Here is a 14,676-nt window from a genome sequence, read left to right as displayed (position 1 = left end):
CTTATATTGTGGTTATTATTATTGGAAGTGTAGTAAATATGAAATGAAGAACATATACTAATCTCCATTTTGTTCCACAACCAATTCGATACTCTGCCGCACATGTCACTTTTTACCTGACTAAAAACTCATAATTCAGCCTGTTCATCGCTACTACGTAAAATATAGTCAGTCATCCAAGCCGTCCCTAACAAACAGATCCAAACCACGAAAACAGGGTTTGGCACATCCGTGGTCGGGCTGACGACTAAGGCGGCAAAACCCACAGTCGGCAATGTCCAACATAATAATTTGCTCCAACGAATGGTATGTTGAAGCTTCGCAAGTGCTTCCATTGACGCTAACATTCCCGTCAAACTTAACGCCATAAGAACGGCGTACGGTAGGCCTGCAATCCACAAAGGGAGCAACAAAAACAACGGCCACCAGCTGTGTTTATTGGATGGCGTCCAATGCGCAGCCGACCACCACATCGCCATAACCGCAATGGTTTGAACCACTGTAACCCAAGCAGACCCATCCAGCTTACCGCCTTGCTGTGTGACCATAAGACCAACTTGCAGTGTAAGTACAATAAGACCAGCGGTGAGCAACACGCCTAAAGAGCTTCTACGAGAAAACACCACCATTAAAAGTGGGAAAAGGATCAAAACACCAACCGACAAAGCAATTGGCTGCATTGAGAGTGTCGCACCAAAAGCCATCATCGCGCCCAGCAATACTAAGCCAGCGAACCCACCTTGTGGCAGAACCCACAGCGCGGGGATCATAAGTGCAAGAACGGGAATGTCACCCTCGCTCAAACTCATCGCCCGAACGCAGACAACAGCGAGTAAGGTCGTAACGAAAAATTGAAGTGTCGATAAAATCATAGCGCCTCCTGGCTTCCCCACCTACTTGGTAACTCAACGGCAAAAACTGGGATTGAAAGTCGTTGAGAGGGTCTAGATTCAAGCTTAGCTTGCGTTTGCTTCATGCTGTTTAAGGCTCATCAACCAACGACACTAAAGAACAGAAAATGTAATTCTTCAAAGTGAGTCGCTGACAACACAAGGGTTAAGAACCGTTAGCAATATACAAGTCCAATGGTTTACCATTCCTTAGTAATCCAAAATAGACACTTTTGAGTATGGACCAATTTTTAGCGCAAATCTTTGCTGTAATTCACCAAATTCCAAAAGGAAAAGTCTCCACCTATGGGGAAATTGCAAAAATGGCCGGTTATCCGGGCTATGCGAGACATGTTGGTAAAGCACTGGGTAACCTACCAGAAGACAGCAAACTCCCCTGGTTTAGAGTGGTAAATAGCCAAGGAAAAATATCTTTAAAAGGCAGAGACTTAGAGCGACAAAAAAAGAAATTAGAAGCAGAAGGGATTGAAGTATCGGAAGTTGGCAAAACTTCACTTAAAAAATACAAATGGCAGCCTTAAGCTGCCATTTTTTGTTCTCAGTACGTCGTATTAACGTGTTCCAACTAGACGAATATCTAATTGGTGAGTTTGTGCTTCATCTGTAATAACACCGTTATGTGTGTCGCTGATAAAACGCAGCTTTCCATCTACCTCAATGCGAGCACGAACGCTGTAACGATGGTTTGGTTTGATTTCATTGCTGTCGTAACTCAACTCAAAAGAAAGAGGAACTTGCTTACCTTCCGTTTCGAATGTCTGTTTCGCCAACACTTTTGCTGGGGCATCCGCCAAGGACACATCTTCTAATGCAATAGTAACCACTGCGTTTGGTGGCAAGGCAATCCGCTCGCGATAAGCCACTGTACCTGTAATCGTCTTCATTGACGCTTCTGTAGATTCCATTTCTGTATTTTGAGAAGTTTGGCAACCCACTAACGCAGCCCCAAAGAGTAGAGAAGTAACAAGTAGTAGTGTTTTTTTCATATATTCCTCGAAAAGAGCATTAAACCGAGGCAATTATAGGTGTGGAATATAAAACTGTCTGCTTCCTGTCACTTTATTTGACAATAGTTTGACTGAGTTAGAATTTATCAAACAATTGATTTTGTTTCATAATTGGAACAATACTATTTCTAAGTTACTCAATAGTTCTTAACTATGCCACTTCACAAGAGTGAGGCTGTTGAGGTAACTTGGAATGAAAGACAACGGTGAGGAGACACAATGAGTAAACCACTACGAGAATTGCTCAGCCTACTACAACTCGAAAAATTAGAAGAAGGCTTGTTTCGTGGCCAAAGTGAAAACCTAGGTTTGCCTCAAGTTTATGGCGGTCAAGTAATTGGGCAAGCGCTTTCTGCTGCGCGCTACACCGTTGAAGAAACACGCACGGTACACTCCTTCCATAGCTATTTTTTGTACCCTGGCGATCCAGAAAAACCTATTATTTATGATGTAGAAAATCTGAGAGATGGCCGTAGCTTTAGCACTAGACGCGTAAAAGCAATTCAAAATGGACGCCCTATTTTTTACCTAACCGCATCCTACCATGGCGATCAACCTGGGTTTGATCATCAAAAAGAAATGCCAGATATCCCTGGTCCAGAAAACTTTGCCTCAGAGAGTGAGCTCGCAAGCCATATTGCAGAATTTCTACCCAAACGCTTACGCAAAACATTTTGCGGGGAAAAGCCAATCGAAACTCGCCCCGTTACGGTTATCAACCCTTTGAAGCCCAAAAAAGCAGAACCCAAACAGTACCTTTGGATTCGTGCTAATGGTGAAATGCCAGAGAATCAGCTAATTCACCAGTACCTTCTGGCCTACGCATCCGATTGGGGATTCCTTGTGACAGCAATGCATCCACATGAAGTCTCATTAATGACGCCTAACTTTCAAGTGGCCACCATTGACCACTCTATCTGGTTCCATCGTCCGTTTAAGATGGATGAATGGCTTCTATATGCGATAGAGAGCCCAACGGCGAGCAATACTCGTGGGTTGGTCCGTGGCGAAATATACAACCAGCAAGGTCACTTAGTGGCGACCGCCGTGCAAGAAGGGGTGATGCGCTACACGAAATAGCTCGTGTTCGCCAGACGAAAAAAGGAGTGCTGTTCCGCACTCCTTTTTTAATGGGTATCAAACGATGATTAATTTGGTTGATACTTCATGTTAATAACCGACCATTCGTAAAGTGATTTCGGGTAACCATATTCGCCTTTCCCGTAAATGACATTTGGGTCGGCATAGAATCCACCTTTATTCGTTGCTAAAAATTCACGAACCCCACGACGGTAAGTAATCACAGGTGCTACTAACTCATACTCTACCTTTTCCATCTTCGAGTCATCAATTATTAAGAACCGAGTCATACGAATCGTGCTGCCGTTGGTGCAGTACCCTGGGTCATCATAGTCAATTGCTTCAAAAGGCTTGAGATCATCTTCGAACAGCTCTGATGTACATCCATCAAATCGAGCTAAGTGTACCCACGCTCCTTTTATTAGAGTTTGGTCATCGTTACCCACCGGCTTGAATGCAAGTAGTGCAATCTTACCTTTGCCGTATAATTTCAATTCTTCGTCCGTTGGCTCACGCACTGAACGAACGTTCATCAAACCAAACTCACTTTCTTCTAAGTTAGAAAACTCACGTGCATTTAGCGTGCTAAACAATACTGTTTGTTCAGTTTCAAGCAATGTATATTGATCCGCAACACCTTCATCTGCAAAGCTTAGATACAGCTGGACTTTCTTACTTTCCAACGCTTTGTAATCTCGAGATTCTCCTTCCGAAACGTCGAGAGAAATCCAACGTCTTTTTACTGGTGGGAGGTCAAGTAACGTCAGCTCTTCCTTATCAACATCTAATGAAGCGACTCCTTTAATTGTTGAGCTGGATATTTGATAGCTGCGGTTTCCTATTGGTGTACCAAAATCTAGCTTAACCTTTTTAAATGGTTCAAATTCCACCTTCATTGTAGAAGCACTTAAACCAGGGTGATTCGCTTTGTTAATAGTGCCATTTACGACGATTGTTTTAGCTTTGTAGTTGCGCCCAGTAAGGGTAACCTCTAATTGGTACGTGCCTGCATGCAGGATTTTCAAACGCCCTGTATCAGGAGAAACTAGCTCGACCACAGGGTCTTTTTGGTTAATAAGACGGTAACTTGCCTTCGCAGTCCCACCACTCATCACTGGTGAGATAACACTACCAGCGGAGAATTCTACCGTTGGGTAAGTAACCGATACAGGGTTTGTGCCTTGTTTAATCGTGACCGAGAAACTACTTTCACCCGGATCCACTTTGTCGTCCCCCGCATCCGAAACAATAATTTTTGTGCTACCAGAGTTAAGAATTTGCATGGCACCCGTTTGGCTGTTTAAGGAAACCACATCTGTTGCTGCGTTGTCTGCAAATCGGTACGTAACTTCCCCAACCGTACCAGAGATTTTCGGCGCAAGAAATGTTTGGTCAACCTTCCAAATCTCTTCCACATCGGATTGAACTTCAATTCGGCTCGGCGCACTCAAAATTGTCACGTAGACTTTTTGATCAGGACCAACAGTATAATTCGCGCTCTCTTTTCTGCGCACAGTTAGCGTCGCTTTACCCGCTTTATACACATGGAGACGTCCTTCACTAAAACCACCGACAACATCTGGTGCGGTGTTATCTACAATCTCAATTTGCTCGTCAGCACTCAAACCAAAATCACGGTGAAGATCAAAACTGTATTTGTTGCTGTATACAACGTCATAATCGTGCGTTGCCATCGGTTGGCCTTCAGCCTTTGCAACTTTAATGACGACATTAAATTGAATAGGTTGGTAGAACTCCCCACCATCGTCTTCAAACTTAAGGTCGTACTCACCCGCAGTCACTACCTCCAACTTGCCGTCAGTCATTCGTAAGCCATTAGGTAAGCTGCTAACTAGATTTACGTTACCTTTTTGCCCTTTAAACGCCAGAGGGATTGAAAGATTTGGTTGATAGGTAAGCGGCATTTCAATGTCTTTTATAACGGGATGAGGCGCGCGATTAACTTCAAGATCAAAGCGAGTTTTGCTTGCAGGATAATTACGCATGTCATGCTCGTAAATTTCCACTTCAGCAGCACCAACACCTTTGATCAGTAATGCTTCACCATTTTCAGTTTTAGCGACAACGTCTTCACCACGAATGATTCTCAGCTCATAGTCACCGTAGACGTTCGTCACCTTAGGGAAAATTCGTCCACCTTCCTCATAAGTTGTGACGATATCCGCTGCGCTGATTTCTTGACGCTTGCCTTGTTTTACATCCACAAAAAATTGCGCTGTTTGCTGTTTATCCAGAAACGCGTCGCTGTAAGTTGCAGTCGCTTCAACCGTTAATCGACCAACATTATGAACAAGAAGCAAACCCGTTTCAGGGTCTAGCAACTCGGCCACCTTGCTGTCTGGTACGCTATTTATAATTTTGTAAGAAATACGTTGCGTTTGAGCTTTATCTAGACGCACTGGTTCTAACGTCAACCCTTCTCGATACTCGTCTTCAAGCAAAGCGAACTGTAATTGCCCCGGAGCTACTGCATGCAGTTTAACCGCAGCGCGAACTTGTTTCGGCAAGTAAAAGTCGTTACCTGAATCGGTAATCAGCACCGATGCCTGACCAACTGAACCTAATGAATATACCGAACCGTTCTCATCAACACGAATCAAGTTATGACCACTTTCTACCTCATAACTCAGTTCGCCTTTTTGGCCACGGACGATCAACGTTTTTCCTTCTGACTCAATCGCATTGAAATTCAGATCACTCACTGAAAGTTCAGTATTGATGCCTCGCTCTACAGTGACAGAAAATCTTGCTTCAGAAGATTCATAAGCAGAGCTACTATCTATAGCAAGAATAGTCGCCGTTCCTGGGCGCAGAATTTGTAGTATTCCTGAGTCATTAATTTTCACGACATTTGGCGGATTAGAATCAATGACTTGGTAAGATACCGACCCATGTACATTGCTCAGTTTTGCTTCAGTAACCGTTCCCACTCCTTCAAACTTCAACACCGTGTCTTCCACTTTTAATTGCGGACGGTTCTGCTTTGTTATCGTAGTTGGTGTCTTCGTATTGTTCGGCTTAGAGTCTCCCCCACCGCCACAGCCAGCGAGTAAAGCTGCGAGAAAAAGCAAATAGTAATTTCTGTTCATTTTTAGTAATACTTTGTTACATACAAGATGGGGCGATAATAATACGATGTTTTATTAATCACTATCCCCATTTTTGAGTACTTTATTACTTAAGTAATTGCTACTGTATTAATCCTAAAAACAAATACTCAAAAATAGCGACCAAATTACATGAAAACACAAAAAGCAAACGTTTAAATCAAACTCTTCCATTAATTTAGTAAAAATTAATATTCAATAAAATAAAACATGAAAAAGAAAGAGAAAAAATTGCGTTATTTTTTCTTTCATTATGATGTATGGGATTAATGGACTGTAAAAACAAATGGTTAATGAAAAATAGAAGAGAGAATAAATATCGTTTATATTTATGAAAATCTGATAGGAAATAGTTTTAAAAGCATAATCAAACTACCTTTTAACATTTAAAATACTAAAAGGTAGAATTAACATTAGATAGAATTCTTATAGGGCGAGTTATTTTAGGATTGGTAACTCTGTTGTGTATTTAATGGACTCCATAGCAAATGTTGAAGTCACATTAGATAGCCCTTTTACGCTATTAACTAACCGCTTATAGAATTCGTCAAAACACTTCATATCTTTGACTAGTACTTTCATCATGTAGTCATACTCGCCAGCCATACGATAAAACTCCATTACCTCAGGAAAGTCACTCACAGTTGTAACAAAATGGTGATACCAACCTTCGGAATGATCAATCGTTTTTAACTGAACAAATGCAATGAAAGATAGCTCGAGCTTTTCTGCACTTAACAACGCCACGCGTTTTTCGATGTAGCCCTCTTCTTCCAACCTTTTCAAGCGCTTCCAGCATGGTGTTGTAGTAAGATTGACTCGCTCAGCCACGTCATTTAATGACAAGGTGCTGTCGGTTTGTAGTAAAGCAAGCAGCTGCTTATCTATTCGATCTAAACTCATTTCTATAAAACCAATAAAATGTAGAAAATTTTTCTACAAAAATCTTTATTAAGAGTAACAATAGCAAAGTTTTTCTCGAAAATTATAGATAAATTATCCCTATCTAATACTTATCTATCGATTTCCCAAGGAGAGACGCCATGTGTACTGACCACAATTGGATCAACAATGCAGTGCGTAAAATTGAAGCAGACTTCCAACGTTCTGCTGATACTCATTTATTTAAACTTGAACTGCCTTCTCTTGATGGTATCGATATCTACCTAAAAGATGAGAGCACGCATCCAACAGGCTCTCTGAAACACCGATTGGCACGCTCGTTGTTTCTTTATGCGATTTGTAACGGATGGATTGGTCCTGAAACCACTGTAATCGAGGCGTCCTCAGGCAGCACTGCCGTTTCGGAAGCGTATTTTGCGCGTTTACTTGGCTTACCGTTCATTGCTGTTATGCCGAAAACCACCGCACGTAAAAAGATTGAACAAATTGAGTTTTACGGTGGTAAAGCGCATCTTGTTGAACGATCAGATCAGATTTATGACGAGTCTCGACGCTTGGCTCAAGAGCTAAATGGTCACTACATGGACCAGTTTACTTATGCTGAACGTGCGACTGACTGGCGCGGTAACAACAACATCGCGAACTCTATCTTTAGCCAAATGGAGTTAGAGGATCACCCGATTCCTAGCTGGGTAGTGATGAGTCCTGGAACAGGCGGCACATCAGCGACCATTGGCCGTTTTATTCGTTACCAAAAATACGACACTAAGCTTTGCGTGGTAGACCCTGAAAACTCAGTGTTTTACGACGCTTTCCAGTCAGGAAATCACTCATTGAAAGGCGATACTGGCAGCAAAATTGAAGGTATCGGGCGACCACGTGTCGAACCAAGCTTTATTGCTGGTGTCATTGATGAAATGCGCAAAATTCCAGACGCAGCCAGTGTGGCAACCGCCCATTGGGTATCTCAGCTGATTGGACGTAAAGTCGGCGCATCAACAGGCACCAATCTTTACGGTGTGCTGCAATTGGCTTGTGAGATGAAACAACGCGGTGAGAAGGGTTCTATCGTGACGCTTCTATGTGATTCTGGAGAGCGTTACCTAGATACGTATTATGACTTAACATGGGTAAAAGAGAACATCGGCGATATTCAACCTTACTTAGCTCAACTCGAAGTCATTCAAGCAAAAGGTTGCGTTGAGTCAGCTTGTTGCGGCTCAACTAACGCTTAACGTGCAAACTGGACTTTAAAAAAACAGCCCAACTTCATGCGGGCTGTTTTTATCGCTGGGTTTTACTTTTTCTGGCGCGCTTCAAACGCAGCCAATTGTTCTGGCGTTGCCGCTGGTTGATGATTTTGTTTCCATTCATCGTAAGTCATGCCGTAAACACGTTCGCGAGCGTCATCAATATCTAAATCCAAACCGAGATTTTCAGCCTCAGATTTATACCATTTGCTAAAGCAGTTGCGACAGAAGCCCGCAAGGATCATCAGGTCGATGTTTTGTACGTCTTTGTTGGCATCTAAATGCGCCAATAAACGGCGAAATGTCGCCGCGTCTAACTTATCTTGTTCTTCTTGAGTCAAGTTTTTGTATTTGAATTCAGCCACTTTCCTTTCCTTCTCTCTTATTTAGCTAGCTTTCGTCACCATATCTAGTTAGTCGGTAGTCATGAGTAATAAGTATGCTTTAGCGCAACAATTCCCATTCTAAAATCACTACCTTTGATAAAAGCTGATATGATAATTACCGTCCATCCTATTGATTGAATTAACATTTAAACAAATCATTACAACGGTCTTTTACCAAGGTTATCGTCTAGTTATGAAAAACGCCATTCTATTATTGTCTGCCTTGACCATTAGCGTGCCAACTTTAGCTGCTCAAGAACAAGCTCATCAATCTTATTTTTATCTGGGTACTGGTAACGTTGGTTTTGATACACCGTATTTCGGCTCGGATAGAGACAATGAGTGGTCAACACCACATATCACAGTTGGCTGGGGTTACCATGTAAACCAATACCTCGCGTTTGAAGGGGTTCTGCGCTATTCACAAAATGAACTTAAGAACGATGCTCTAAAAACTGACTTAGATCTTCACTATTACCAAGCAGGTATGTCAGCTGTTGTAACGAGTGATGACTTAGGCGATACTCCACTATCACTATTCGGTCGCGTAACAGCGCTTGGCACTCAAGCCGAAATGTACGTACCAAACGAACAAAAAGTCACAGATGACTCAGGCGCACTATTCAACATCGGTGCTGGCGTCCATTGGGATATGAGTACAGATATCTGGTTACGCGCAGAGTACATTTATAATGTCGCGGATATGGGTTTTGAAGATTTTTACGACAGCTACGAAGGTGTACAAATCAGCCTAGGGAAACGCTTCTAACATTAGATAGCACCAAGTTTCCATAATTGAAAAACAAAGAAGCCGAGAGTTTTACCTCGGCTTCTTTTAGATTCTATAATATGTCGTCACTTACTGAACAGAGAACGTTTCTGTAGCCTCTTTGTTCACATGGTTGCTTGGTTGACCAGCATCGAGAGAATGCAAAATACCATCTTGACGATCTTTTAATGCATTCGTCAACGTTGGAAGTGCGGTAGTTGCTAGCAACGCCATAACACCTGCAACTAAAACCATTTCGACCATGTAACTACCACGTACTTTTTTCAAGGAAACACCTCAATAATAATAGGCATAGGCTGCTTTCCTAGCATTAAACCTAACAAGACCCAACATTCAGTCAAAACGATGAGCGAGTCCTGTGCCCCTCGAAGAAGTGGCGAAATAATAAACAAAAATAATCATTAAATCTATAAGTAATCACTATCTATATAAAAAAACACCGAACAAAAATTGCCCGGTGTTTTCAATCAAAGCTTTACGTGCTACTGCTAGGGGTGGGCAACACGGCCCTTCGTATCATGGCTAATTGCTTTGTTTAACTCTGCTTCTACATGACCTGGTGCTTGTGTTTTAGCCGAAATCAATCGGTACATTGCCGGGATAACAAACAAGGTCACCAATGTCGCAAAACCCATCCCGAAAAAGATTACCGTACCCACGGCAATACGGCTCTCATAACCCGCCCCTGTCGATACGATCAACGGAATTGCGCCAGCAAGTGTGGTAAACGCAGTCATCAAGATTGGACGTAGACGTCGCGCAGCTGCATCAATGATCGCTTTTTCAAACCCAACGCCACGATCACGTAGCTGATTGGCAAATTCTACGATCAAAATACCGTTTTTCGTCACCATACCAATCAACATGATCATGCCGATCTGGCTATAAATGTTCATACCTTGGCCCATAATAACCAAACCAAGGAAGCCACCAAATACACCCATCGGCACCGTAAACATGACCACTAGCGGGTTTACGAAGCTTTCAAACTGAGCCGCCAACACGAGATACGCCACTAGTAGTGCCAATGCAAACACAACAGCAACACTCGCTTGGTTCTCTTTAAAGTCTTTCGACTCCCCCGAATAGCTCACCGAAATGTCACCCGGTAAGTTGTCGATGGCTTCCTGGTCTAGGTAATTCAGCGCATCTCCTAATGTATAACCTTCCGACAGGTTGGCAGTAATAGTGATAGACTTCTGTTTGTTGTAGTGAGAAAGACGAATAGAGGCCGCCACTTCTTCAATTTTTGTGACCGCATCTAACGTCACTAGCTGACCGCTATTCGTGCGCAGATAAATCTGACTTAAATCTGCAGCATTATTAAAGCTATTTTCATCACCGCGAAGATACACATCGTACTCTTCGCCACGCTCAACATAAGTCGTTTCGCTTTTACCACCGAGCATGATTTCTAGGGTGTCAGAAATGTCTTGAACACTGACTCCTAGCTCTGCGGCACGCTGTCGGTCAACTGTAACCAATAACTCAGGCGTTTTTTCCGAGTAATCTATCTCTGCTCCTTCCATCATTGGTGATTCTTCTGCTTTGTTCTTTAGCATTTCAGCCCAAACAACGAGCTCACCGTAATCAGAGCCGCCTAATACGAACTGAACTGGCTCACTCGAACCACCTTGGAAACCTGGCATAAATGGGAACACTCGAACATCTGGGATACCTGCCAATTCTTTACGTACTTTGTTAAGGGCTTGCTGAGCCGTGATATCACGTTCGTTCCAATCTTCTAGAATCATGATCACAAAGCCTGTCTGGTCTCCTGCCTGGCCACCAAACGCTGGCGTTTGGATGCTGAATGACTTCAGATAACCTTGCCCTAGTAATGACATCAATCGGTCTTCGACAATATCCATATTGGCTGACATACGATTGTATGACGTAGCATCTGCACCGCGCACAAACGCGAATATCACACCGCGATCTTCTTGTGGAGTCAGTTGGGCCGGTACCTGATTCATCAAGAAATAGCTACCGCCCAAACAAGCTAGAATCACCAGCGGAGCAGCCCAACGTACTTTCAATGTGCCTTTCAATAATGCGCGATAACCACTCTCAAGCTTGCTAAACAAGCGATCAACCGCTTCATTGAATCGATTTGGTTTTACATTCGCTTTCAAAATCTGACTACCTAATACAGGAGTCAGCGTCAGGGCAATCAAAGAGGAGAATATGACCGACATAGCCAGCAATACAGAAAACTCTGTAAATAGTAGACCTACCATGCCATCCATAAAGGAGATCGGTAAGAACACCATCACCAGCACTAATGTTGTTGCTATAACAGCAAAACCAACCTCTCTTGTGCCTTTATATGCGGCGAGTAATGGCGATTCACCGCGTTCAATATGGTGGAAGATATTCTCTACAACCACAATTGCGTCATCCACCACCAAACCAATCGATAATATCAACGCCATCAAGGTGATCAAGTTGATAGAAAACCCAAAGTAGTACGCGGCAATGAACGAAGAAATCAGAGAAACAGGTACCGTAACCGCAGGAATTAAGGTTGCACGAGCTTGGCCGATGAAAATGTACAACACCAAAATCACCAAGCCGCCCGTGATAAATAGCGTGCTGTACACCTCTTCGATTGAACGCTCGATAAATACTGTCGCGTCGTAATCTATCGCAAGACGTGTACCTTCTGGTAAGAACTTCTGGATGTTATCGACTTCAGACCTAACCAGCTTCGCAACCTCTAACGGGTTTGCGTCTGACTGCGGTACCACACCAAGACTGATGTTTACTACACCATCACTTTTGAAGGTTGAGTTTTCGTTTTCTGCACCAATGAAGACATCTGCTACATCTTTTAAATAGATAGGTGTATTGTCGCTTGCGCGTTTAATGACAAGATATTGAAAATCTTCAGGCGTGTTATAAGTACGAGCCGTACGCACGGACATTACCGTTGAGTCGTTGCGAACTTCACCACCTGGGCTTTCTAGGTTCTCACTTCGCAAAGCTGATGTAATGTCCGAAGCTGTAACTGAACGTCCAGCCATTAGTTCTGGCTTAAGCTTCACGTACATTACCTTGTACAAACCACCGGAGAGATCAATGGAGCTAACCCCAGAGATCAGGCTAAAGCGGTCCATCAATACACGTTCGGCATAATCGGTTAATTGAGTACGGTCCATCTCTGCAGAACTGAGATTGATATAGAGCGACGCCTCTCCCGAGCCATTGTTCTTATAAACAATAGGGTCATCCGCTTCATCAGGTAGCGAGCGCTGAGCACGAGCCACAGCATCACGCACGTCGCTCACACCTGTGTTGAGATCGTAACCTAATTCAAACGTGATCGTGATACGCGACATGCTGTTACGAGTAGTGGAGCTAATTTCATCAACTCCACTGATCCCAGAAAGCTGGTCTTCCAAAACGGAGGTAATTTGGCTTTCAATAATAGTCGCCGATGCACCCTCATAACGCGTACTGATAGAAACGACTGGGCTTTCTATATCAGGCATTTCACGAACGGCTAATTTGGTGAATGACACAAAGCCAAACACACACAACAGCATGCTCAGAACCAACGCCGCGACAGGGCGTTTAACTGAAACGTCGGACAGTAACATTAGTTTTCTTCCTCATCCGATTCACTGTCATTGCGTGTCACATCCGTGGTGTTCGCTTTTAGTGGCGCGACAATTTCTTTCACTTCGACACCATCACGCATGTTAACAATGCCTTGAACCACAATCTTGTCACCAATCTCAACACCAGATTCGATCACCACCTCGTTACCAACACGAGCACCTAGCGACACTTCTTGACGAGTAGCTTTGTTGTTTTCATCAATTACATATACAAAACGTTTAGTTCCGGAGTATTCAAGCGCTTGAACAGGAATGATTGGCGCCTTAATAGCAGGAAATGCTAGTGAAGCGTTCATCAACATGCCCGGCTTCAATTGATTTTCTGGGTTATCAAACTCAATACGCACGCGAAGATTCAGTGTTTCGGCGCTGATACGCGTATCAATACCTGTGACTTGACCAGTAAAGATCTGGCTACCCCATGCACTGGTTTTAGCGATGACTTCCATACCAATAGAAAGCATCGATAAATAGCGCTCCGGTACTTGTAAATCCAGTTCCATGACGGAAAGATCATCCAACGTCAAAAGTTCAGTACCCGCACTGACCATTTTGCCGCGGCTAAAATCGATAAAACCAACAGTGCCAGAAAATGGAGCAGTAATATGGAGATCAGCTAAATTGGCTTGAGCAGCATCTAGCCTCGCTTGTGCTATTTCAACACTGGCTTTTTGTGCATCGATTTCAGTTTGAGTAATCGCATTCCGCTTAACCAAACGTTGGAACTCTTTTAACTTACGCTGTTCATCTTTTAGATACGCCTTTGCCTCAATCAAAGCGGCTTGAGCCTTATCGTCATCTAACTTAATTAATAACTGGTCTTGCTGAACATTTTGATTCGCTTTAACAGCGATTTGATTCACTTTGCCGGCGACTTCCGATGCGACAACCACAGACTCCGCTGCCTTTAATTTGCCGATAAGAGTTAAGGATTGATTGATCTCGTGCGTTTCTACTTGTTCAGTCACAACGGTAACCGCTGAGCCTCCTCGCATCGCAGCGCAAACCGATGGAGAACTCAGTAATATAGAAAGCGTTAAAACAGATAACGATAACGTGGCTTTCATGCTCATGATATTGACTTCTAAACGAATAAACTTATGTCATTAAACTGCTTACAGTTTATCAGTAGATACGGTGTTTAACGTCAAGTAGTGTAAATTCAAGTAAAAAGCGCGCTTCTCTTCTGTTCAAAGGACAAACAAAACGCTGACTTTCTACCATCTTTGCCCAAAAAGACAGCATTCAACGTAAAAACGTAAGAAAAACGCTTTACAGCCTGAGCGAGTTTGCTATGATTCGCTCCGCACTTGGGAGATGAGTTGGGAAAACATCTTACTAAGTATAAAAATCCTCTGGAGGGGTTCCCGAGTGGCCAAAGGGAGCAGACTGTAAATCTGCCGGCACTGCCTTCGATGGTTCGAATCCGTCCCCCTCCACCATATTCTTTCTTATGTTTTTCCTTTAAACGTGAGAACAACTTGAAAGCTAGGTTGGGAAACTAACTTTTAAGTATAAAACACCCTGGAGGGGTTCCCGAGTGGCCAAAGGGAGCAGACTGTAAATCTGCCGGCACTGCCTTCGATGGTTCGAATCCG

Annotated in this window: 12 protein-coding genes and 1 tRNA gene; 5 read left to right on the top strand and 8 right to left on the bottom strand. The window is 43.2% G+C overall.

Features of this window, described 5'->3' with window-relative positions:
* Positions 1 to 128: 128 nt before the first annotated feature.
* Positions 129 to 872 (bottom strand): hypothetical protein, encoded by a 744-nt coding sequence (locus R7E42_RS08515; RefSeq protein ID WP_005389942.1) that lies wholly within the window; start codon positions 870 to 872, stop codon positions 129 to 131.
* A 257-nt stretch (positions 873 to 1,129) separates the two neighbouring features.
* Between R7E42_RS08515 and R7E42_RS08510 the strand changes: the two genes are divergently transcribed.
* Positions 1,130 to 1,432 (top strand): DNA base-flipping protein, encoded by a 303-nt coding sequence (locus tag R7E42_RS08510; protein WP_033905036.1) that lies wholly within the window; start codon positions 1,130 to 1,132, stop codon positions 1,430 to 1,432.
* 30 nt (positions 1,433 to 1,462) lie between these two features.
* Here R7E42_RS08510 and R7E42_RS08505 read toward each other — a convergent pair whose 3' ends face one another.
* On the bottom strand, positions 1,463 to 1,897 hold the full coding sequence (locus R7E42_RS08505) for a YbaY family lipoprotein (RefSeq protein ID WP_005378572.1): 435 nt from the start codon (positions 1,895 to 1,897) through the stop codon (positions 1,463 to 1,465).
* A gap of 240 nt (positions 1,898 to 2,137) precedes the next feature.
* Here R7E42_RS08505 and tesB point away from each other — a divergent pair, with 240 nt between their 5' ends.
* Complete coding sequence (gene tesB, locus R7E42_RS08500; protein ID WP_005378575.1) at positions 2,138 to 2,998, top strand: acyl-CoA thioesterase II; 861 nt, start codon at positions 2,138 to 2,140, stop codon at positions 2,996 to 2,998.
* A gap of 68 nt (positions 2,999 to 3,066) precedes the next feature.
* Here the strand turns inward: tesB and R7E42_RS08495 are convergent, their stop codons facing one another.
* Both R7E42_RS08495 and R7E42_RS08490 read right to left on the bottom strand, forming a co-directional pair.
* On the bottom strand, positions 3,067 to 6,108 hold the full coding sequence (locus R7E42_RS08495; RefSeq protein WP_318072580.1) for a cadherin repeat domain-containing protein: 3,042 nt from the start codon (positions 6,106 to 6,108) through the stop codon (positions 3,067 to 3,069).
* A gap of 456 nt (positions 6,109 to 6,564) precedes the next feature.
* A complete protein-coding gene (locus R7E42_RS08490) occupies positions 6,565 to 7,029 on the bottom strand; it encodes an Lrp/AsnC family transcriptional regulator (protein WP_025998626.1) in 465 nt (154 codons plus the stop codon).
* Positions 7,030 to 7,169: 140 nt separating this feature from the next.
* Between R7E42_RS08490 and R7E42_RS08485 the strand changes: the two genes are divergently transcribed.
* Entirely contained in the window at positions 7,170 to 8,264 is a 1,095-nt protein-coding gene (locus R7E42_RS08485; protein WP_054575193.1) for a PLP-dependent cysteine synthase family protein, read from the top strand.
* 62 nt (positions 8,265 to 8,326) lie between these two features.
* Here R7E42_RS08485 and R7E42_RS08480 read toward each other — a convergent pair whose 3' ends face one another.
* Positions 8,327 to 8,644: a DUF1244 domain-containing protein gene (locus tag R7E42_RS08480; protein WP_005378586.1), complete on the bottom strand. Its 318-nt coding sequence runs from the start codon at positions 8,642 to 8,644 to the stop codon at positions 8,327 to 8,329.
* 214 nt (positions 8,645 to 8,858) lie between these two features.
* On the opposite strand from R7E42_RS08480, the gene R7E42_RS08475 reads away from it, so the two are divergent.
* Complete coding sequence (locus R7E42_RS08475; protein WP_033905033.1) at positions 8,859 to 9,434, top strand: porin family protein; 576 nt, start codon at positions 8,859 to 8,861, stop codon at positions 9,432 to 9,434.
* 90 nt (positions 9,435 to 9,524) lie between these two features.
* On the opposite strand, the gene R7E42_RS08470 is transcribed toward R7E42_RS08475, so the two are convergent.
* The 3 genes from R7E42_RS08470 to R7E42_RS08460 form a co-directional block, all read right to left on the bottom strand.
* Positions 9,525 to 9,722, bottom strand: coding sequence for a type II secretion system protein (locus R7E42_RS08470; RefSeq protein ID WP_031781369.1), 198 nt, complete (start codon positions 9,720 to 9,722; stop codon positions 9,525 to 9,527).
* A 221-nt stretch (positions 9,723 to 9,943) separates the two neighbouring features.
* Complete coding sequence (vmeF, locus tag R7E42_RS08465; protein WP_318072579.1) at positions 9,944 to 13,057, bottom strand: multidrug efflux RND transporter permease subunit VmeF; 3,114 nt, start codon at positions 13,055 to 13,057, stop codon at positions 9,944 to 9,946.
* Positions 13,057 to 14,151, bottom strand: a complete 1,095-nt coding sequence (locus R7E42_RS08460) for an efflux RND transporter periplasmic adaptor subunit (RefSeq protein ID WP_005389959.1) — start codon at positions 14,149 to 14,151, stop codon at positions 13,057 to 13,059. Before R7E42_RS08460 ends, vmeF begins: the two co-directional genes overlap by 1 nt.
* A 284-nt stretch (positions 14,152 to 14,435) precedes the next feature.
* On the opposite strand from R7E42_RS08460, the gene R7E42_RS08455 reads away from it, so the two are divergent.
* A tRNA-Tyr gene (locus R7E42_RS08455) sits at positions 14,436 to 14,520 on the top strand.
* Positions 14,521 to 14,676 lie beyond the last annotated feature (156 nt).

The organism is Vibrio sp. Vb1337, assembly GCF_033338715.1.
In the GTDB taxonomy this organism is placed as follows: domain Bacteria; phylum Pseudomonadota; class Gammaproteobacteria; order Enterobacterales; family Vibrionaceae; genus Vibrio; species Vibrio alginolyticus.
This window is presented reverse-complemented; position numbering and strand designations above follow the sequence as displayed.